The organism is Vibrio sp. RW, from assembly GCF_027587105.1.
Classification (GTDB): Bacteria; Pseudomonadota; Gammaproteobacteria; order Enterobacterales; family Vibrionaceae; genus Vibrio; species Vibrio toranzoniae.
The window spans coordinates 1-21,304 of record NZ_JAPPTM010000044.1 but is presented as its reverse complement, the minus strand read 5'-3'; the positions used below and the strand labels follow the sequence as shown (position 1 = coordinate 21,304).

At 40.3% G+C, this 21,304-nt stretch carries 16 protein-coding genes and 1 pseudogene; 7 read left to right on the top strand and 10 right to left on the bottom strand.

The window, feature by feature from the left end:
* Positions 1–113: 113 nt before the first annotated feature.
* The 6 genes and pseudogenes from OCT63_RS20530 to OCT63_RS20505 form a co-directional block, all read right to left on the bottom strand.
* Positions 114–644 carry a hypothetical protein gene (locus OCT63_RS20530; protein ID WP_269984498.1) on the bottom strand — a complete coding sequence of 177 codons (531 nt, stop codon included), beginning with the start codon at positions 642–644 and terminating at the stop codon, positions 114–116.
* Positions 645–679: 35 nt separating this feature from the next.
* A pseudogene (gene recA, locus OCT63_RS20525) lies at positions 680–1,678 on the bottom strand (recombinase RecA); the annotation flags it as partial.
* A gap of 393 nt (positions 1,679–2,071) precedes the next feature.
* Positions 2,072–2,935 carry a hypothetical protein gene (locus tag OCT63_RS20520; protein ID WP_269984497.1) on the bottom strand — a complete coding sequence of 288 codons (864 nt, stop codon included), beginning with the start codon at positions 2,933–2,935 and terminating at the stop codon, positions 2,072–2,074.
* Positions 2,884–3,351 carry a hypothetical protein gene (locus OCT63_RS20515; RefSeq protein WP_269984496.1) on the bottom strand — a complete coding sequence of 156 codons (468 nt, stop codon included), beginning with the start codon at positions 3,349–3,351 and terminating at the stop codon, positions 2,884–2,886. The genes OCT63_RS20520 and OCT63_RS20515 overlap by 52 nt, the downstream gene beginning before the upstream one ends.
* Positions 3,341–3,652: a hypothetical protein gene (locus OCT63_RS20510; protein ID WP_269984495.1), complete on the bottom strand. Its 312-nt coding sequence runs from the start codon at positions 3,650–3,652 to the stop codon at positions 3,341–3,343. The genes OCT63_RS20515 and OCT63_RS20510 overlap by 11 nt, the downstream gene beginning before the upstream one ends.
* 43 nt (positions 3,653–3,695) lie before the next feature.
* Positions 3,696–6,581 (bottom strand): hypothetical protein, encoded by a 2,886-nt coding sequence (locus tag OCT63_RS20505; protein ID WP_269984494.1) that lies wholly within the window; start codon positions 6,579–6,581, stop codon positions 3,696–3,698.
* Between the two features lie 120 nt (positions 6,582–6,701).
* Here OCT63_RS20505 and OCT63_RS20500 point away from each other — a divergent pair, with 120 nt between their 5' ends.
* The gene (locus OCT63_RS20500; RefSeq protein ID WP_269984493.1) at positions 6,702–7,349 is read left to right on the top strand and encodes a hypothetical protein; all 648 of its coding nucleotides are present in this window, start codon (positions 6,702–6,704) and stop codon (positions 7,347–7,349) included.
* 5 nt (positions 7,350–7,354) lie between these two features.
* On the opposite strand, the gene OCT63_RS20495 is transcribed toward OCT63_RS20500, so the two are convergent.
* Positions 7,355–7,582: a hypothetical protein gene (locus OCT63_RS20495; RefSeq protein WP_269984492.1), complete on the bottom strand. Its 228-nt coding sequence runs from the start codon at positions 7,580–7,582 to the stop codon at positions 7,355–7,357.
* 206 nt (positions 7,583–7,788) lie between these two features.
* Between OCT63_RS20495 and OCT63_RS20490 the strand changes: the two genes are divergently transcribed.
* The 6 genes from OCT63_RS20490 (at position 7,789) to OCT63_RS20465 (ending at position 15,321) form a co-directional block, all read left to right on the top strand.
* Positions 7,789–9,051 (top strand): ParA family protein, encoded by a 1,263-nt coding sequence (locus tag OCT63_RS20490; protein ID WP_269984491.1) that lies wholly within the window; start codon positions 7,789–7,791, stop codon positions 9,049–9,051.
* 4 nt (positions 9,052–9,055) lie between these two features.
* Positions 9,056–10,102: a ParB N-terminal domain-containing protein gene (locus OCT63_RS20485; RefSeq protein WP_269984490.1), complete on the top strand. Its 1,047-nt coding sequence runs from the start codon at positions 9,056–9,058 to the stop codon at positions 10,100–10,102.
* 274 nt (positions 10,103–10,376) lie between these two features.
* Complete coding sequence (locus OCT63_RS20480) at positions 10,377–10,895, top strand: hypothetical protein (RefSeq protein WP_269984489.1); 519 nt, start codon at positions 10,377–10,379, stop codon at positions 10,893–10,895.
* 125 nt (positions 10,896–11,020) lie between these two features.
* Entirely contained in the window at positions 11,021–11,431 is a 411-nt protein-coding gene (locus tag OCT63_RS20475; protein WP_269984488.1) for a hypothetical protein, read from the top strand.
* A 1,188-nt stretch (positions 11,432–12,619) separates the two neighbouring features.
* A complete protein-coding gene (locus OCT63_RS20470; RefSeq protein ID WP_269984487.1) occupies positions 12,620–14,659 on the top strand; it encodes a replication initiator protein RctB domain-containing protein in 2,040 nt (679 codons plus the stop codon).
* A 74-nt stretch (positions 14,660–14,733) separates the two neighbouring features.
* Positions 14,734–15,321: a hypothetical protein gene (locus OCT63_RS20465; protein ID WP_269984486.1), complete on the top strand. Its 588-nt coding sequence runs from the start codon at positions 14,734–14,736 to the stop codon at positions 15,319–15,321.
* Positions 15,322–15,916: 595 nt separating this feature from the next.
* On the opposite strand, the gene OCT63_RS20460 is transcribed toward OCT63_RS20465, so the two are convergent.
* The 3 genes from OCT63_RS20460 to OCT63_RS20450 all read right to left on the bottom strand — a co-directional run bounded on the left by OCT63_RS20460 (position 15,917) and on the right by OCT63_RS20450 (position 21,278).
* Positions 15,917–16,309, bottom strand: a complete 393-nt coding sequence (locus OCT63_RS20460; RefSeq protein ID WP_269984485.1) for a hypothetical protein — start codon at positions 16,307–16,309, stop codon at positions 15,917–15,919.
* Between the two features lie 181 nt (positions 16,310–16,490).
* Positions 16,491–16,586, bottom strand: coding sequence for a helix-turn-helix domain-containing protein (locus tag OCT63_RS20455; RefSeq protein ID WP_269984499.1), 96 nt, complete (start codon positions 16,584–16,586; stop codon positions 16,491–16,493).
* Positions 16,587–17,702: 1,116 nt separating this feature from the next.
* A complete protein-coding gene (locus tag OCT63_RS20450) occupies positions 17,703–21,278 on the bottom strand; it encodes a hypothetical protein (protein WP_269984484.1) in 3,576 nt (1,191 codons plus the stop codon).
* Positions 21,279–21,304 lie beyond the last annotated feature (26 nt).

Below are 21,304 nucleotides of genomic sequence, written 5' to 3'. Positions count from 1 at the left end.
ATATTTAAAATGCAATGGCATATATTTTCATGATATGACTCGCATTTTATGCATTATTTTGTTTTAATTATGAGCTTTTTCCTTTGTATCAAAGCCCACGCAAGCCTTTTAAATTATTTACTTAACTGCTCTAACTCTTCTACTTTAGATGCTAACAATTTTGCTTTCTTAGCAGAAACCTCATATTCCGCTGCGAGCACTAATTTTTCCTCTTTTGAGAAGTATTTAAATGTTTCGAGAAGATATGCAAGGTTCGGCATTACATAATTGCGTTCCTTTGCATGGTCGAAACGACTGTTTCTAATACCTAACAAAGAGTAGAACCCCATCTTAGACATCCCCATTTCCATCATTTCGGTCTTTGCTTCATCAAGTACCGCAAACTTGAAAAGGTTAGGTTGAGTTTCAACTGGGTTCTCACACAACCGTTTTTGAATTAAATAATGTTGAACCTCTTCGGGTAACTTCAGGAAAAACTCAACAATCCTCACTTCAATATCTTTGGCACCTTTTTTAGGCGCATGGATCATGTTGTGAACAACTACATCATTAATACCAAGTACGGCACCGTAGCCTCGCGTACTGCGACGATAGTCCGGTACAGGTAGTTTCTTAAGCTCTAAGAAAAAATCTTCGTAATACATACTGCATCCCGTGAGTGTTACCACTTACGTCCTTAATTATTTATACGGTTTAGCACTTCATCGAAAAGCTCAGCGTTTTCTCGCAGATACTCTGCCGCTGCAGCTTTTCCTTGACCTAGCTTTGTGTTTTTATAGACAAACCAAGTACCTCGTTTATCAACGAGTTTATCTTCCACTGCCATTTCAAGCAGTTCCGTAGCCTGATCAAATCCTACCCCATATAGAATACTAGTGTCGACAGACTTAAATGGGGCCGCAAGCTTATTTTTGACGATCTTAAAACGAGTTTCGTTGCCCACAACTTCATCTTTGACTTTTATTTGACCCGTTCTTCGAATATCAACACGCATAGAGGCATAAAATTTAAGTGCATTGCCACCAGTGGTGACTTCTGGGTTACCATAGCCTCCGATTTTATGTCGAATTTGATTGATGAAAATTACTAAACAGTTCGACTTCTTTATTGCTGCAACAAGTTTTCGACACGCCTGACTCATTAGTCGTGATTGTACTCCTAGCGCGTTGTCTCCCATTTGCCCCTCTAACTCTACCTTAGGGACTAATGCAGCAACTGAGTCAATAACAATTACATCCACAGCACCTGAATTAACCAGTATTTCAGTCGTGTCCAAAGCCTGCTCAGCTGTGTCGGGCTGCGAAATATATAATTGATCAGTATTGAGCCCAAGGTTTTTGGCGTATGCAGGGTCGAGTGCATGTTCAACATCCAAGAATGCGCAGACACTCCCCCCTTTTTGTGCCTGAGCTATGGTTTCAAGTGCTAATGTACTCTTGCCGCAACTTTCTGGTCCATAAATTTCAACCAGTCGACCTAGTGGGAAACCGCCAATGCCTGTAGCTCTGTCTAATTTCATTGAGCCCGTAGATACTACGTCTGCATCAACTTTTGTATTGCCCCCAAGGCTCATAACAGATCCTTTGCCGAATTGTTTTTCCAATTGGCCAAGCGCAGCAGCTAGAGCCGCATTCTTGTTTCTTTGTGTGGTATTTGATTGAGAAGTAACAATATTCATAAATATACCCTCCGCTTCTTTATCTTACATATTAGATTAAAAAGCGAATCATCACAAGTATATTTACCATAATTTAGCAGTATTTTTTAATGCGAGGTATGAGGATATTGGGTTTATTAGCGGCTAATTAGTGTGAAAAAGACCATCGATATCTTCAATTGTTAGCCAAGTACCGGTTTGCTCCTGCTCTCCGTCTAATGGATTCAGTTCTTCAGAGGATGTAACTGAATTAGCGTTTGCACTACCAAACTCAATACTTGGAATGTATCGTTCTCCAATTGTGAAAACCGACACCATGAACCAAGAAAATATAAGCCTTTTTCTAATTGAATACCGTTTCATGTGATTGCCTCTGTCTAAAACTTGTTTGTGTATAGTTGGAAGTAGCTTTTACTAGCGGTATGCCTTCTTGTAACGATAGAGTTTTAAACTTTCAATGTATGGTTCGCATTCGAACTTTGAAGTATTTTTCCGCGAACGATGCTTCTTGCTTTCAGCCCTTTCCATTTCAAGTGTCACGTTCTCTATTTCAGATCGCGATGCTGGAACAAATAAAGGCAATGAACCAATGTATGGCCTTGCGTCCCCTTCACTGTACAACGCATTCACTCTGATGGAATCAGCACTTTTGGATCGCTTCACCAATACTTCATCATCTGCAATGGCATTAATCAGATTTCTACACACTCTCTGACCATCTTCATTACCAGTCATAACTTTTTCGACCATGACTAGTGCTTGTGACTTAGAGAGTTTCTTTTGAGCCCCCCATCCACCTGATTCGGTATACCAAGTCAGTTTCTTAGGCAAATTCTCCAGTACGGTAAACTGACGCTCACATTGTTTTAAATGTACTCGCCCCAGCCCTGCACTTAAAAAATACTTTCGCAGTTGATTCAAAATACCTTCGTTGCTTTTTAAATCGGACTGCTCTTTAAATTTCTGAACTGCGGATAGAAAATCGCTTTTCTTGTTATTGACCTTGTGAATCGTATCCACCAGCTTATGAGGTATAAAAATCACCCCAGGCTGTTGGATCAATTCTCTGCCAGCTTGCTCATCACCATAAATATGTGAACCTAGAGCTTCACAAGCAACGTTAATGGCTTTACGGTCACTTTCATACACTAGCTTGATGAATAGATGCTCAGCGCGAAGCTCCTCAAGAAAAACCTCGACTGTTTTTTCTAGTTCATTGAAGACTTCTAGTAAGTCACAGTCTCGTAGTTCGCACATATCTTGTAATGACTTGGACATTGTTTCTCTCGCTCAATGATCGCATCTTTGCCTGTCTTTGTCGGAGTTGCGTTGGTATTCGCATAAGAGACAATTTCATGCAAGAAGCCTGACTCGTTAAATACAAACTCCACGTATTCCTCGTATCGAGGACGTCCAATCTTATTCTCCCAGTATCGATATGTGACAACCTTCCCCCACGGGAAACTTTGTACAATTTGTGGCTGCCCGAATAGTTCAAACACTTCAGAAGCAGTAGAAAGTCCGGGATCGACATGGAGTTCAGGTTTAGATGGCAAACGAGTACCACCTGAACCATATTCATTTGTGAAAGTTATTTTCGTATTCTGAGCTGCCACTTGAGGGTTATTAGGTGAAGAACAGCCGACTAAAGCCGTGGCGATAGCCGTTGCTAATGCAAGTCTTTTAATCATCATTATTGGTCATTACCTTCAATATTTGCTTTATGAAGCTCAACTGAGGAATAACAGGCATTAATGCGGCTTTAAGGTATTGCCGAATCGTTTGATGAATTGAAAAACCAACCTGCTTTATACCCTCATGATCTGAGCGTTCTAGTTCATGGTATGTAACGAATGCTTGTACGGCGAATGCGATAATAAAAACACCAATAGCTACGAACTGAAGAATCTCAGATAGCGTCATTAAGGCGTGAACGTTCCAAACCACAATGCTTAGAATGCCCAAAAATGGTATAGCAATAAGTGCAGAAATCACGCCCAAACCTCACTATTGTTTTATTATTAATAAAAGCATATATTCACCTTGACATGAAATCAACGCTATTGTCTGGATTATTTTGGTTGGTGGTAGGCTCTTTGCTTTCTTTCGGCTGGAAAATACCTGCAACCATCGAATCTTGAGAGCTATGTTTGAGCCTTACCTGGTGTTCGATATTACCAAGCATTTCTTTAACTTCCATTGGTGAGCTTACCTTTTTGTGTTGCATATCATTAGAAGTTGTAGGATCCGTTGTAATTGCATCGTTCAAGACCTCCAGGCATTGTTCCAATGTATACTGTTCAGGGAGATTTAATTTGCTCCCTTCAATGACAGGCTTATTGTCAGCAACAAAATCAACTGCAATGTATCGAGTGGCACCATCAGCCTCATATTGGTAGATAAAGTTTTGCTTAGAAGCCAACCTAACCGCTGCATTATGATCTCCGTTTAACTGTTGCTCTTTAAATTCACGCAACGGGTCTGTGCCTAAATTGTTGTGAGCAAATGAACGTACATTTTTTATGTGCATTCCATTTTCTCGCTTACCATCAACTATTTCGTTGTAAGCCCCAGCTTGTTGAATGGCTTGTTTAATAACTCCATCGAAACGAGAAATATCGTCCTTGGCTTTAAAGCCGTCCAGAATCTTTGCTTGGAAAGCTTTGATTTTACTACCAATCGTTTCCTGAATCAGTGGGGTGACATCTTGATGAATTGATTCGGCTCTTGAAGCAAGCCATTCTTCAGCCAGAATCCTTCTATCATTTGTTTTTTCTGGGTTGTAAGCGGAGTAGTTTTCTATGATTTTGTTTAGCTGACTTTCTGGTATTGATTCCCACACTTTTTCCATAAGTGAAGCATGTTCTGCTACATTCATCATTTTTCTAAGTCCAAGATGGACAGATTCATGTGCGATAACACCTCTTAGCGTACTCTCCTTTTGGCTATCAGCGTGGCTCAAATTTAAGTGCATGACACCATCTGATGCTAAGCCAGAGATATTCCTCTTTTCAGCGACAGCATTCATTACATCGGGAAAAGTATCAGTACTGCTATGAGCGACGATCTGTAGGTATGGGTTCTTAGATTGGATAGTATCGATTATACGCACTGCTTCATGCTCACGGAGATATGGATCTTCATTAGACACGCGGCGTTCACCTTTAAGGCTTTTGAGTTCATCGTTTGATTTTAATACTGAATGGACGGCATCTGCTTTAGTGCCCTTTTCTAGTGGGTCAAAGACTTTTACCTCGCCATTAAAGCCGTTTGACTTTAGCCGCTCTATCAAGATCATTTGGTCTAGTTTTTGGTTTTCATCTCCAACATCCGGTATAACAATGGCTTTGACATCATGAAGGGAAAGTAGTTGTGTGGCACTGGCACTAGGGTTAGGCATCGGACAGTTTTTGAAGTCTTGGGCAAGTACCGATATGGACTCTTTAACGTCCTTAGAAAATTCATCACTCAACTTCATCTCAGCACCTGATAGATGGTCAGCCACCAGCATGTACAGGTTACGTTTGGAATCTTCTATATCAGCATTGGATGTTTCGCTAATTGAAATTGCTGTATTGGTAAAGTTCTTGATCAAGTCTGCATATGCCTGAGATACATGACTGGAAGGTGTGGTTATATCACTTTCAATGTTCTCCAAAACCTTATCAGCAGATTGATTTGATATCTGTACTAGAGCTGCAACCATAGTATCAGCTTCATAGTTCTTCGCTTCTAATTGCCCGCGATCAAAAGTAAGTTTACCCGATACTAACTTCATTGGCTCATAACCCTCTGTGCCAAGAATGAATGCTTTAGTGTTCTGTAGCGTTGTTTGGAGCTGTTCAGCTATCCACTTTTGATATTCTTTCTCTTGCCCTTTATCAGACATTAAGAGGTTAAGCTGCACTTCAAGGGCTTCTTTATCAGGCACATGTCTTTTTTCATACGCTGCCCTTATCTGCTTCAAGTGGTATTCAAGTCCCATAAGTACATTTCCGGGATTTAGTTGCTGGTAAAGCTTCGTTGATGCGTCAGTAAGATAATCTAGGTTATTATCATCAATGTCAGCTATGCCTTCTCTCTCCATAAGTCTCGTTACTTGTTCTTTTACAGCAAGGTCAACAATTGGTTCCAACTTGTCACCAAGATGGCTCCTAAAGTCTTCAAACGTTACGTCTTCACCAGCACGGGTGGCTGCATTTTGATACTTAATGTATTGATCAGTGAGTTCGGTAAGGTGTGCATTATTTAGGAACGGTGAACCATCATTGTTTTTTGAAGGGATCTCAATGGCTTTACCTTGGCTATATTGGAAGGCCAGCTTCATAGCCACATTGCTTTCCAGTTCATGGAGAGAAGAATGTCCCCCTTCGCGGATAGGGTTAGTTATGTTGTTCACAGATACATCAAGCTTATCGAGAGCCCCCTTTAGTCCTGGCCAATTCAGGACAGATAGATTATTAATCTCGTATTTCGGAGCTAATGGATTCTTTGCAAGAGCCTGCGCGGTCCAACACTCAGATTGAGTCACTTGCTTTGAATAATCTACAATTACCGTGAGATCTTGATTATGCTCAGTGAAATCTTTAAACGTTTTACCAGTTACAGAGAAACGAGATGGAGCCACAGACAACTTTTCTAGCTCGTTCAAGCCACCAGCCACTTCTATCGTTGATATCTCTGTATTCTCGAAACCATTTGGGTTGTGCTTAATCCAATCAGCTTCTCTCAAGTAATGTAATGAATAGAAATCGGCGGCATTTTTCCGTGGTACCAAACGCAGAGCATCGACAACTTCATTGTCGATTGGAGTTTGAGTGACCAAATTAGCCCCATCAAACGAACCATTAATCAAAGCGTTCGTTTCCGAAAGCTGCCTAACAACGCTCTCTTCATCTGTAGTTATCGTATACTCAAATTTCATATGTCACCATATTGCAATTAAAACAAAAAAGGCATATATGAGTTGAACAAATTAGCGAAGGTGCTAATATATGGTAAAACAACTTACTCATATACCTGTTTTTAATGAAGGAAGCATTCGATGAAAATTACAGACTGGAAGTCAATGTCCGATTGGGTCAAGTCCATTGGCCCTACAAAAGCAAGCCTTTCCATTGAATACATTCTGAGTATACCAAATAAAGAGCGAGAAGGGTGGCGTCGACGTGTGATGAAATTTGCACCCTCTTGTTATTTTTCGGGTGTGGTAACGAGTTACGAAAGAGAGTCTCGCGGTGGATTGATGCTATGGGTATCGACAAGTCACATCCAGGAATTCCCGTTGCTTATATCTAAAGAAAAGCAATCTCTTCTTGAGAAGGTTCTGCCTAAACTAAATTCTAACAGAGCACTAGTGATCACCTTTAACCCATACATACATTACCAACATGGGTACATTGGTATGGTTAAGGATTGCGAACTATGCGTTGAACAGGTACAGAACCGAATACATGTAAATACCAAGATAATGCCGACGTCTTCACTTCCTGATTCAAAACCCATGTGGAACGCAACTCAAGACCACGCTCTATTAGACGCGCTCGAGAAGGATTTGGGTATACGCGCCATTGCACAGAAACTTGAAGTATCACCAGTCAGCCTATTGGGACACATGGTTAGACTCAAGGTTATAGGTAATGCAGAATACTTAGAGATGAAAAGTAAATTGGAAGAGCTTGGTTATTCGTAGTCGAATTACCAAGCTTTTTCTTGATACCAGCGAATGCCAGCAGAAACGCACATGTAAAAGGGAAGAGCAAGAACAATGATGTCGTCCCAATGAGTTACACCATTGATTAAGCCAATAGTCACTTTGTAACCTGCAGCAAACAAGAGAATTGTCATCAATACACGTACGGCGTCATCGGCAAGGTCATCCATCTCATTAGAGCAAAACCAATCTTTATCGTCTGAATCAAACATATAGCTTCCCCCATAGAAAACGAACAAAAATCAAGCAATCACGAGAAATATATGCTTTTCTTCATTCTATTTCAATAGAAACCGTGATTTGACACCATTTTTATAGATTAATGACTAAAACATTCAATGATGATACACAAACAACATTGACAGCTATAGAGTGTTAATCGATACTATGACCATCAATTTCATCTAAGGTGAACTCTATGACCAGCCGCGTAACAGAAACACTATTACAATCCCTAGAAGCTCGCACAGAAGAAGTTCTTGAGAAAAGTGAAGCTCTTCGTAACAAAATCATCGGCGAAACAATGGTCGAAGTTGATGAAGATCTTCAGCTTAGTCAAGTGCTCATCAACCACTGTATTCCAAAAACCCAAATGTCAGAGCTGTGCGGTTGGCAATCGGTGAATACCTTCAACAAAAATGAGGAAAAGTGGATAGAGGATGGCTTGGTCGAAGAAACGATCAAGATAAAAGGTAAATGGGCGTACTCCCCATTCCATATCCACCGAATCTTGGATTTACTCGGCAAACCTAAATGGGCAGATAAAAACCGCGGTACCCACATCATCAACGTGCAAAACCAGAAAGGCGGTACAGGTAAAAGCTCATTGCTCGTAAATACCGCTCAGTCGATCGCTTTAAAACACGACCAGCGATTGAACATTCTCATCATAGACCTCGACCCTCAAGGTTCGCTTCGTACATTCACGAAACCAAGAAGCTATGAACAAGAAGATTTGGATGTCGTTACCGCTGTTGATGTCATGCTCGGTGATTTAGAGCCTGATTCACTGTATCAAACATTCAAAAGCTATGACTTTTCCCATGAAGAGATCATTCAGGAAGCAATTCTAGATACTGAACTTCCAAATGTTAAAGTGATCACTGCCTTCCCTGAAGATGAGCGTTTCTCTTCTATTGCTTGGGCAAGCGGTGAAACTGAGAATATGGTTAAGTTGTTAAAAGAGCGCATTATTGATCCAATCAGAGATGACTATGATCTCATTTTTATCGACTCAGGCCCTCAAGTTAACCCATTAACTTGGTCTGCGCTGTACGCTTCAAATGGCGTTTTGTGTCCCGTAACACCACAAACACTAGACTGGTCTTCCACTATTCAGTTTATCGATAAGATACCTAATATGATCCGTCAACTTCCTGATGATGCCGAAGGGGTTCATTGGTTTAAAATTTGTGTCACAAACTACGATGGTCGTACGCAGCGTGATACTGAAATGGCCAATAGAATCAAAGATCAATATGGGTCATTTGTATTTAATCAATATGTGGATAAGTACCATGTATTTGAAATCGCAGCTCGTAATCACCGTACAGTTATGGACATTTCAGATACCGAAAAATTGGCGCCAAAAGCGCAAGTTGAAGGTGCACAATCAAGTGTGAACCAGTTCTCCAACTTGCTTCTCAATCATCTAAAAGACATCAATCTGAAAGAGGTATAGCCGCATGAGTGGAAAAATGGGTTATGGCAATTCAAACAACCGTCGACGCTCTATCAAGCCAGGCGATAAGCCAAGCAAAGTAGAACCTGCTGTCATTTCAGATGAAACAAAAGAAGCCATGGATGAGGCGGCAAAAGGTGGAAGTAACGTTTTTGAGCTGGAAGTTGACGGCAATCAGGTTCTTTTCAACCTGTACTTAATCAAACATGAAGACATTGAATCTAAAACGTTTGTCTCTACAGAAAACGTACGTAACCAAGAGATTGTTAACCGACTCTCTCTTAAAGGTATGATTGATGAGATCAAGGAAAATGGCCAATTAAGTCCAGGAATATCTGTTATCGATCCTGATACCGGTAAATTTGAAGTTATCGAGGGTAGCCAGAGAAGAGCCGGTTGTATCTTTAATGGCTTGGGCTTCCTTACTTGGGGTACAGAAGAAAAAATTGTTAAAGAAAGCAAGAAAGGCATTTCTGAATCGGGTAACTACTTTAAGCCGAAATCACTTTATGAGTATGGTTTTGAATGGAAGAGGTTAGCTGATGAAGAAGGGCTCAATATTTCGCAAATTGCGCAGTTAGAGGATAAGCACCGAAGTATTATCCGTGCAGGTATCAATGTTCATTCATTACCAAAGGCTGTCTTAACAGCGATACCATCTATTCCTGATTTGGGTCGACCTTTAATTGAAAGCCTAGTTAAGAAAACAACGGGCCTATCGGAAGAGCAATTAAGTAAACTAAGCACTTTTTGTGACTCACTTTCTAAAGAGAAAGATGACCTTATTAATACTGCTGATTCTGGAGCTGTAGCGAATCAACAGGTCATTAAGAAGATTATTGGTTTTGAATTCTCGGCTCCTGAGACAAACAGTGATAATGATAGTACTCCTGCGCCAATAAGCGTGAAGAAGAAATTGAACGATGGTTCCCAAGTTAAGTGGAAACAAGACGCCCATCAAAAAACTGTCTCGTTACAAATTGACCAGTTTGGCGATGAGCAGCTGGAAGAATTGAAAACACTCTTGGCCAAATGGGGCGTTGAACTCTAAGGTGTACACATACTAGTCGATCAACCAATAAGTTTGATAAACGGTGTTGATTAGTAACACTAGATAGGTATACTCAACCTTAGAAGTTAAAGTATTGCCCCCAAGCATACTCTCTCTTCTTAGAAACCCGCCTCGTGCGGGTTTTCTTCTTTTTGAGGCATGTTAGTCTGCATATTCCCTACTACTCTCTCCCACCAGCTTCTCTCATTTGATTTACTGTGCTACATTTACCATTAAATAGCACCAATTCTATAATTACCTAAAAGAGCTCTATATGTCATTTGAGAAAGAATTATCTCTGTTCATAGATGCATTTCGTGACAACAAAAACTCAACCACTTTTCTGGAAGACAATGCAGAACTGATCAATTCACTGGTTAAAAACCTACGTTGTGAGACATCCTTTAAAGACCTAAGTGAGTCTAACGAAGACCTTTTCTACTCTTTGGTTGAATCCGGTGCACTACCAGTACTGGTAAAGGCCATTTGTGAGTCTTACCACAATTACTATGAACTCATAGATCAACAGGCTGAGCTCGTAACTTACATACGAAAAACCAACATCATCGATATAGATAGTCTGAACTACGCAACTGTTTCTCTAGGGAATGTGAAACTTTACCTAAAAGAGCTAAAAAAGAAACCTGGTAGCGTTCTGCAGCAGCTCTATGCGGAAAGAAGCAAGTACAAGACGCGCCAAGAGTGGATTCAAGAGGATCAACTTTCATTTTTTGCAGCCTTTGAAATGAACTTAGTCAGTAAAATTGAAGCAAAATTCAAGCGTCATCATTAAACCAATGATTAAGCCCAACTCATGGGCTTATTGCCCTTATCCTTATTAATCAAGCTATCAAAACCATTGCAGTCAATGTTCACATGTGATGAAATGCGGAAACTTGTTTTTTAAATGGAAATAGCATGATGCAAAAGGATTTTGCAACACCCTTCTTATTTGATGACCAGCAAGAACAACAACCGTGCCTCGAAATATCCGCAAACATATACCTTAGTTCCCTGCTAAAGCATGTTGACTCGCTTTACACACTCCATCAGATATGCCACGCCGACAGATTATTCAATAGAAGAAGACAATACGTAAAATCTGAGTTATTGATAGAAATGGCCGATGAAAATGAGATAGGTAACTTGGCACGGATATTCCAAAAATCGACGCCATATGTCGATGACGAAATTCTCACTTTCTTCATCTTCAAAATAGAGAGAAGAAGACAATTGATCTATGCAGTCAGCCGCCATCTCAACATCTCTCCTATCAATAAAAGCCAATTTGACCAAATTGCTAACGAGATTTATGTATTTGGTATGTGAAGCACTGCACGTTCAACTATAGATATAAATTAATAGTGATCATAACATTCAATTTTACATTCTTGAATAAAAAACAATGGCTATACGTATCTCGTGATATTTTGACCCGGTCAATTGCACAATGAACACTCGATTAAGATTTAAGTTCGTATAGATGATATTTAGCACCTATTTAACTTAGGTCCTGCCATTGATATTTTGCTCCACCTACACATAGATCGTTTCAATAATATTTTGACCCACTATTCCACACATCGTTTGAAAGATATTTAGCCCCATAAAAACACACATCATTTCAAGTAAATTAAGACCCAAAGGGCTGCACCGTGCCCATCCAATCTAACAAGATGAGTAAAGTACTCTCGACCTAAGACGAGAAAGGACATTCGTTTAGCTTTTACAGGGGCTTTATATCACCAGTCCATATGAAGTGTGCACGGGCAACCGTGTTCGTTTAGCCTCTACAAGGGCTTTATATCTCATCTTGATACAGAATCTAAGCATGACTTTAAGTTCGTTTAGCCTTCACAGGGGCTTTTTATCTCACTTTAACTCTGGATCTGAGTATCAACCCGTCTTCGTTTCGCTCGTATTGGGTCTAAATAGCTAAATTTTACTTTGCTCCTTAGTAGCAGTTCGGCTTGGCCATCTTCTCTCTCACTTATGATCTGATGTAAAGCGCAACATGAAGCACACATACACCTCAATCGAATGTAATAGATCTACAGTGTGACAAGCATCGAAATATTGCAAAAATTATTAAAATACAATAGCAATTCATTATTACTTAAAGTTAAGTCACTGAATTTTAAGAGATATCGGTCAATGTCTACATCAAATATACCTGTGGAAAACCCATGATCATGCTTCCATTAATATCATGATCATGCTTCCATAAAATCATTGGATCTTCGTTTTGATTTATTGGATCCTTTTAGCTGCAGATTGGATCTTCGTTTAGCTTTATAGGGTTTCGTTTGGGATTATCAACAATTGAAATGCTTTACTATCAATGAGTTAATGAGTTATACACATCCATCTATAAAGAATATAAATCGATAATCTTAGAAAGAAATGAATCATATTGATCAGGTTTAAACTGACAACAAACAAATCGTTGATCTATGCAACCCAATAGTTATTATCGGTGAAATACCAAAACGAATATTTAGCACCGGATACTTTTACATGGATGACATAGTCTTTCACAAAAGAACGTCTTCTCAAGGCAAGTTCTTATATTTTCCTATGAGCTCATTCTCCATTGATGATTATGTAGTGCTTGATAGCTTGTCTGCATCAAACCGCTCAACCATGGAAATGATTGAATTCTGCTTTCAAAACCGCGATTCAGAACACTGTTATTCATTGAGTGATATTGCGAATGCTTTTGACATGAAGCTTGACACTATCCGTCACAGGATTCGCATTCTTGAGGGATTACAAATTCTTCAATCATTTCAGCCAATATTCGCCACAGGAAAGCGAGGTGGAAAAGTCACCGGTTCTGTATTGGTACCAATTTCACAAACACATGCTAATCCTCTTCATATAGAGGTATCTACAACTGCTGATAATGCACTAGCTAACAAAACTGATGTTCTAGTTTCTAGCCCCATTGCGCAGACTAGAAAAGCTTCTAATGATCTCTGTAAGTCATTTGGATTTAATCCTCCAAGCACTGAAGTGCTTTCTACCGCAAAGAAACAGATTATTCGCCCTAAAGGCCCCTTTCCCATAGAACAGCTCGTACCAAGCAACAAGATCAAACACAAGACATATCCAACCTCTTTCAAAGTGACTACAGAAAAAGGAACTGTTGACGTGAAAGCTGAATTGTTCAGTAAGTCTAGAATCATGAATGCAGGTGACTTACAAACTCTCTTCGCAACATATTCCCTAATAATGGCTTATCATCAGTCAGAGCTTGATCGTTATGTCGAGACTAGAAGTTTCCCTTCTACTACCACTCCTGTGAGTATTAACCATGTTCTCTACCTCAGAGGGATTTCACCAGGTGGGAAGGCGCGAATGCGAATAAGAGAAAGTATCTTATCGATCGCCGATACTGGCTTTGACCTATATGAACTCTCTTTATTGCGATACATAAATTCGGAATACGAACCATATATAAAACGCCACTATAAATGCTTCGAAGAGTGCACACCTTTGGTACCTAAGACTAAGTCAAGTGCGCCACGTATCGAAGGCCAATCCGTTGTCTATGGCGATAATGCAACACTGTTTATGATCACTCTTCCGCAGCATACATTCGAAAGCCTCATTTCTAACAACTATGCATTCTCCTTTCCCCAAGCAAGCTTATCTTGCTCACCTATTATTTTTTCGCTCTACATGAGGTTTAGGGCTAGAGTACAACCTGATAGCCGGGATGCCTCTTGTGCTGGCTACGTTGAGAGTTTAAAAGTCGTACACAAAGAAACAAGCGCCAGTAGCTCGTTTAGTAACTTTAGAAAAACGCTCTTTACGAACCTGAATTCGCTATGCGGCTCGAAAGACCCTCATTTTTCTTGCTCACATGATGAAGCAAGCAATGTCTATAATTTCAACTTATGGGGTTACCACGTAACGCTAGATGTCGTCGACCAAACTATCATTGTTTCCGCGAATTTGGATGAAGTCCTACACTGCTGTAATGTGTCCTCAAACAAGATGAGAACCCCTACCCTGCAGATTAAACTTGCTGACGAACTTTCGCACCATGAGCAAATGGTACAAATCGTCAATAGAAACACCGCGGCTTCAATGCAGCCAAAACTTGGTCGAACTAGTGTTCGATATAAGTGTGTTAAAGATCGGGACATACTCCTAACAAAGTACAGTTCCGAACTTGAGCTTTCTCATGCAGCAATTCTTATCGAGAAGCAAACCAAGTTACCAGCATCTCTAATTGAACAAAGAATCGCTTCAGATACGAGTAGCTTACGAGGCATATTCTTAGGTCAAGATAAGTATGAGATGACCAAAGAAGACATGGAGCTTTTGATACTTCTCTGTGGCCTCAAGAACCAATACATTAATACTGTTGAGATGATACACACACTAAACAGAATGACGACACTCCACGATGAAATACTGGATGTATTATTCAACGGGGTATCACCGTCCTCAAAGATCTCAGATAATCTACGTCTGTACTGTGAAGCGGTAACAATCAACTCAATCGGATCCGATGCCCAATTGATCGATAACAATCAACTCCAATAACACTCACACGACCATAGATGTTGTTTTTTGATGCATATAGACATATATTTATACTTATTCTTTGGAGTTTGTTTATGCGTAACTTGAGAAATATTTATACGTCTAGTGTCATCAAGAGGCTTCAAGGGACTAGAGTGTTCGACTTAGTGAAGACGGTAAATGGCCAATTCTTCGATGGGGTCATTTCCAACGTGAGTATTGGAGAAAATCTTTCTGTTGAAGGGAACCTGTGGGATTGCAATTGCAATAATCTGGTATCAACAAGAACAGATAAACATGGTCTACGAATAACTACCACTCAAATCGTCAATGTTGGTTTCATCGATGAAATTCAAATCCACTTCATTGAGACAGTTAATGGTGAAAGGTATGTGCTAAGTAATATCTATGGGGAATACCCATTTTCCTATGCCGAATCAGTTTTATGTGAAGTGCTTAAAGGCATCGCTGAAAGAATCAAAAGGTCAGATCACCAGCTACGAAAATTTCAGTGGAGTGACCCGTTAGCCGACAATCTATTCTCACTTGCATCAACAGGCGAAGATGTAGTTGTCCACCAAGGGCAAGATAGTAAACTTTATGCTGCGCCACTTGGCCAAAACGTACCATTGCGTCTTGTGTTATATTCTGACCTTAAATACCCCTCCCCTGTCCCATTCTGACTTCTATCTTCAGTCAATCATTTGAGATTCATATTGAATTTCTTACATGACCTTAGGGGATTATGGCTTAACCCTAGAAACACCAAGTGGCACAGTGTGCCACTTATAGAATTTGAACTGTGATAGATACAACTAACTAAGTAAATCCTCTTTCCACCTCGACCTAATTAAACCGAGTTGAGTTGTCTCAAAATTAGGTCCAGCCGTGTAGTTATAGACTGCTCAACTCCATCCAATTTAATCGTGCTTATCAAGCTATCGTTAGCGTCATCTAGGGTGTCTAAATCAACACAGAATGCAATTTCTTGCTCATCTCAATGCTCGGCTATCATAGTTTGAATTTGTCCCACTAGGACAGCGGATTTACCGAGCATCATTGAGTACTCATGATGTTGGGTAGTAGAAACTTTTCCACAACCACCTTTGAGACCTCTTGTTGAGATGGCATTTCCATTTGTTCCGCTAGAGCTAGGTCTTCAAAAATAGCACCATCTCAAAACCAAAACGCTCGAACAAATCATCGCTATCTAAAGTCCATGATTTATTAGCCCACTGAATACGAAGAACATAATTCTCAATCATTTCCAGTTTCCCATCACGAAGTTGTTAGGACGTGAGACCCAAAATTATAGGCAGAAAGATTTGCAGAAAGCTCGGAATTACGTGCTAGGAGTTCAACGTAATTCTTTTTATCCCAAAGTAAGATGAATGTTGGGTTATCCTCTAATCCTTCAAGTTCATCGCGTTGATCATCTAACTCATAAAGACTCGATGCCAGATGAGTGTTTCCAAACCTTCGACCGCCGCTAGTAACCTCACAGACTTCAAACGTGCATTCTTTGAGGTTAAGGGCACGGTGATAAGCAAGAAACGAAAATAATGCCCCGTTGGAGTAGTCACCATCAGGAGATAGCCCGTCTCCACCAGAACGTAAAATTGCCACTGCCTCTTTCGTTTGACTACAGTACAAATGATGTGTTGAACTCATTAATTCGATTCCCTTCAGTTTCCTAAGCCGACCTAACGGCGTGTTCTATAAATTACTAATTCAATTGCACATAAGCATATTAGCACGCTACAGACGTGCGTAGAAATTCTATTTGTCCAATCTCTTTCTACTGCACCCCAAACTTCCATTCGATATTCACCGCGCTTAAATTGTTCGACTTTTAACTCATTCCATAAAGCGCAGTGATCGTGTCCTGAACTGTTCTTCGCGTCATACCAGTCACATCCATCACTATCGGTACTGTATTTTTGCCCATAACGATTAAGTAAGCCACTAGTAGCCGCCTTAGAAACAGGTTTAGGGTTTGCTTGGTTTCACATTCATAACAATCTCAAAGAATCGGGTTAGCGAGTAGCTCTGAAACATTTTCTTGTTAATTGAACCAATGGTACGTATCGGAGCTTTCCCATTTCATAGTTTTTGATATGTAAGGCATGATATTGGCAAGGTTCTGGTTGTTGAGCACAGGCTCATGATGACCCCAACTACTCTTAAATATCCTGATGTCTTAGTACGCATGTTTAGGCGCATTAGGAAACACGCCTTTGAAATATGGTATGCAAATGCGCCCATCGTGGCCTTTAGTTAGCATGTTCGCACGAATACAAATTTCAGTTCAGGCAATAGTTTGCTTACACCGTTATATTGAACCGAAGTCTATCATGTCATTATTTTAAAAATGGACCTCCATTTACTAAACCTAGTCATCTAGTTTTGAACTAGTAACAAGAGGTAAAGGTTGATATTAGTCCGAACTTTAGTACTCCGCCCTGCCCTACTATCTGCGGCCACTACAAATATAGAGTAATGTTGGGTGGCACACTGTGCCACTTCTGAAGTGTGCAGATGCACTCCCTCGTTTCAATCGATTTGGCTTGCCAGGAATTGAGGGACATTTAGCTGGCACACTGTGCCACTTCTGAAGTGTGCAGATGCATTCCCTCGTTTCAATCGATTTGGCTTGCCAGGAATTGAGGGACATTTAGCTGGCACACTGTGCCACTTCTGAAGTGTGCAGATGCATTCCCTCGTTTCAATCGATTTGACCTGCCAGGAATTGAGGGACATTTAGCTGGCACACTGTGCCACTTCTGAAGTGTGCAGATTCATTCCTTCGTTTCATTCGATTTGGCTTGCCAGGAATTGAGGGACATTTAGGTGGCACACTGTGCCACTTGAGAAATGTGTGAGTGCATTTCCTCATACGGATTTCAGCTTCGGAATCTATAAGTCAATAGCTATGTATATACCGTCATTGTTGTTAGGCCGAGACATTGTCACCCAGCTCGCTTCGATAATAGAGATTCCAATAAACTGCCGTTCCTAGCTTTAGATACTCTTTGGAGCTTGGTCTTGGGCTTTGCTGGCGATTCTAACTTTTCAGATGAACATGCATCCGATAAAACAATTGGTTTACGGTAGTGCAAGTACTTGCGGATATAGATCCAAAGTTTAATCGCTTATCCAAAGGTAGTTTGGTAATAGCAAGCGAATGTGCACGGCCAATCTCTTTAGTAAGAGAGCATTGTAGGCTATCAAGGAAATCCATACATTGTTCCATTCTGCTAGCCATTGTGCATACTTGCTTCTGAAGGTTTGCATAATTCGGCTTCCAGTGTTCATTATCTTCAAACTCATATATAAAGCCGTAAGAGTTTATTGCACCTAAGCTGGTATATAACTTTCTGTTAGGAGATAGGAACCTTTCGATCCAATCGCTAGAGTCCATTGAATCGATAACGGACTTACTTTCAAACTCTTTAGTTTTGGATAACAGTTCAGAATTAAATTGAACATTGAAGTCATGAATTGGTTTCCATTTGTCTTTCAATCCAATGGCAGACTTTTGTAAAGATATTTGTTTTGACTTACAAAATGCATAAATGCTGTTTAACAAATCTTTGTCTTGTTCAATGGCAGAGACCTGTTCTTTAGATAGGAGAAAACGAAGCAGTTGAGCTGTATTGCCAAACAAGTCCCAGTAGATTTGAAACCACGTTTTAGCACTTCGACTTTGTTTCCCCATATTCTGACTAACAAATAGAACTTTTTGACTTGTAAGGAATGTGCAGTCAACAAAATTGCTCAGACAAACTTCAGCTAACCCAAAGAACTCGCTTATACGTTCTTCCATAATGAGTTTCGGACTGCCCACCATCTTACGAACTTTGGCACGCTGCTTATTGCGCAATTGGCGAATGTAGAGGAGCACTTCAGCCTTATCTTTTCGGTGTTGCTTCATTGACCGGATGAAGGGGAGGTGGGCGATATCGTCAAGGTCTAAGTGCTGAAAATCAAAACAGCCGATTTCATCGAATAACTGTGTTCTTCTCACTAATCGCTTAAAAGTAGATGCGTACGACTTCGCGATCTTGACCGTGCCATTTGAAACCAATTTTTCGGCAAAACCAGCATTATTTCCATATCTAATTGTCATCTTGGCTAAAGCAGTTTCTTTGATGGAATGACGATCATTAATATTTCGCTTTAGGAAATCATCATGGCATCTGATTGCATCTCGGTAAAAACCAAGTTGCTTCATTTGTGCAATAGAACTATCGGAAATGATTATATTGGTAGTATGGTCTTCATCCACAGATTCCATGTAGAAGTTCGGGTAGAAGATATCCTTTACCTCTTCTTCGGAGCAAGCAAAGTCGGGGGCTAATATCGCTCGGTTATCAGCATGTGCATAGTGAGAGCGCGTGTTTTTATCTAAAGCATAAAAACGAAGTCTAGTTATTCCCCTTTCTATTTTTCCACTAGCACTTATTTTCGTAACTCGTTTTGTAAAGTTTGATGGGGTAGGGGTTTTTCTAGTTCTGGTTTGGTAGCCTTGTGAGAGCTTAATTTCGGAGAAATAGGGCAACTTAATGTCAATCGCTATTTCTCTTGATCCATCCTCATTCAAGTCCCCAAATGCTTTCTCGAAAGAGCCTTTAATATAGAGCAGTGCCTGTTCGATCTTGGCAAAGTTTCGTTGTTCTAATTCGCTCGAAATTTCACTCAGCCAATCCGAAAAATATGATGCTGCAATTTGCTCCATCTCTGTTTTTAAAAACTCTTCTTTGAAATGTGAAGATGCCACCTTTCCATTAATCAATATTGAATCAAGATTAAATTGCTTCTCGTGTATTTCACAGATGGGCATTCTTCTTTCATTTATGAATCCATATAGTATTGGACCATTACCTATAACTGTGTCGTACAATTCGTGTTTAGTAGTGAGTTTAACGGATACTGGTACCATTTTTTTTGGAAGTTTGCGCACCGTACAGTTTGCTTCTCCGAGCAAATCTGATTCATCGTAGGGTCTTAACCAGTAGCTGATTAAATCTTCATAGTTATCGACATAAGTTTTAGGGTCACCGTCAGACGCAAAAAAAGTGAACATTTTTGCGTCAGGTAATGGGTTCTTTTCATCCTTCATGGAAATGTGACCATGTAACGCTTCGTACTCTGAATTTGTCTTAGGGAAGGGGATCCAACCTTTACCCTTTATAAGGTCATCCCAAATCTTGAGGGGACGAAACGGAATTGAATTAACGCCGTCTAATGCCCAACGAAAGGAAAGGTAGATTGCATGCTTCTCACTGAAGAGAGTTATCGCCGGTTTTTGCGCCTGCTCAATATACATCTCCAGCATAGAACGTCGAGCTTTGGCATTGAGCGTCAAATCATTTTTTATGCATTGGATGCCTGGGTGTTGATCGATAGTCCCTTGTCGAACCATATCACTGAATTCTTTTGCAATTTGCTCAGAGCGAATCGATAACATTGCAGAATACCTAACAAGTTTTTCCAAATACTTAACTTTTAGGGCATTAGGTTGAAGTGCAACTCGCGAATAAGCGACACTATCAAAGGCTTTCGCGTGTAGCATTCTGTATTCGTTAGACACGCTCAAACGATACATATAATCCCTCAGTCGGATAGCTTCATCTTGCAAAAGGTACTGCCAACGTGGCAGGTCATTCAACGCCTCTTGCGTCTTATCACGCGCTCCGACCATCGTACAAATGAAGCATCCGTACCTCGCGGATCCGTTGCATCCTGCTGTGTTTTTTGATCCAACAGCTATATCACAAGAGTCTTTTGATGCATTCCCATATAGAGCGAGCAAAAGGGCAAAGTCTGGTAGGAAGCCGGGAAGCGTCTTTCCTAGCAAATTGCGAGTTAACGGTTTGTCTCCCATAAGTGAAAGAGTCGAAAATACATCATCGGTTTCGAGGTCTCGAATTGGCGCGTATAAATACAGGTTATAATCTGTCTTAACATCACTGCTTCTTAATTCAGCCATTAAGTCATCGATAGATTTATCCGCAGTTTTCTGTTTGACCATATTCCCTGAACGACGGGTGCTTTCTGGAGTTCTCTGCCCTGTAGCACAGACGATATCAGATGATGCGTATTGAGCTAAATCTGCATTCTTTTTAAATTTTTTCATTAACGATTTTATGAATCGTTCAGTTGGAACCACTTTCAGAATTACGCTGCAGTCTCCAGCTCTAGTTGGGTTGGGTATGAGTTTTTGAGCGGTAAAGTACTTATTCGCATACTCTTCATGGAAGTTAGGGGTCACCTTATTGAAGAAGAGGTTGATTCCAACTTTTTTAGCATAAGCTTTTAGTCTAGGAATAGCCCAGTTGACGTAAAACGTCATTGGAATCGCTTCTGAAAGGGTATCGCCAGTACTCACGATGAATGGTCTAGATGCTTCTATGGTTCCTTCCTCAATGCATCTCTTATATGCCTCAAGCGAAACGTTCAAAACATAAGTACTGTCTTTGCCATAACTAATTGGTGCTAAGATGATCTTCTTGTCACCACTTTCTAATATGGCGCGGCACTCTTCAATCTTTTCTTCATATAGGGCAATCAAGCGTGAGTGTTGTTGAAGCACCTCGCTTTCCACACTTGCTGTTGTATCGATGATGCACTCACTCATACCATTGCTCTCCCTTAAAGTTATTA

Bases quoted from the DNA above. Each gene is read 5' to 3' on its own strand.
- OCT63_RS20530 (WP_269984498.1), bottom strand. From the start codon at position 644: ATGTATTACGAAGATTTTTTCTTAGAGCTTAAGAAACTACCTGTACCG.
- OCT63_RS20520 (WP_269984497.1), bottom strand. From the start codon at position 2,935: ATGTCCAAGTCATTACAAGATATGTGCGAACTACGAGACTGTGACTTA.
- OCT63_RS20515 (WP_269984496.1), bottom strand. From the start codon at position 3,351: ATGATGATTAAAAGACTTGCATTAGCAACGGCTATCGCCACGGCTTTA.
- OCT63_RS20505 (WP_269984494.1), bottom strand. From the start codon at position 6,581: ATGAAATTTGAGTATACGATAACTACAGATGAAGAGAGCGTTGTTAGG.
- OCT63_RS20500 (WP_269984493.1), top strand. From the start codon at position 6,702: ATGAAAATTACAGACTGGAAGTCAATGTCCGATTGGGTCAAGTCCATT.
- OCT63_RS20495 (WP_269984492.1), bottom strand. From the start codon at position 7,582: ATGTTTGATTCAGACGATAAAGATTGGTTTTGCTCTAATGAGATGGAT.
- OCT63_RS20490 (WP_269984491.1), top strand. From the start codon at position 7,789: ATGACCAGCCGCGTAACAGAAACACTATTACAATCCCTAGAAGCTCGC.
- OCT63_RS20485 (WP_269984490.1), top strand. From the start codon at position 9,056: ATGAGTGGAAAAATGGGTTATGGCAATTCAAACAACCGTCGACGCTCT.
- OCT63_RS20480 (WP_269984489.1), top strand. From the start codon at position 10,377: ATGTCATTTGAGAAAGAATTATCTCTGTTCATAGATGCATTTCGTGAC.
- OCT63_RS20475 (WP_269984488.1), top strand. From the start codon at position 11,021: ATGATGCAAAAGGATTTTGCAACACCCTTCTTATTTGATGACCAGCAA.
- OCT63_RS20470 (WP_269984487.1), top strand. From the start codon at position 12,620: ATGGATGACATAGTCTTTCACAAAAGAACGTCTTCTCAAGGCAAGTTC.
- OCT63_RS20465 (WP_269984486.1), top strand. From the start codon at position 14,734: ATGCGTAACTTGAGAAATATTTATACGTCTAGTGTCATCAAGAGGCTT.
- OCT63_RS20460 (WP_269984485.1), bottom strand. From the start codon at position 16,309: ATGAGTTCAACACATCATTTGTACTGTAGTCAAACGAAAGAGGCAGTG.
- OCT63_RS20455 (WP_269984499.1), bottom strand. From the start codon at position 16,586: ATGGGCAAAAATACAGTACCGATAGTGATGGATGTGACTGGTATGACG.
- OCT63_RS20450 (WP_269984484.1), bottom strand. From the start codon at position 21,278: ATGAGTGAGTGCATCATCGATACAACAGCAAGTGTGGAAAGCGAGGTG.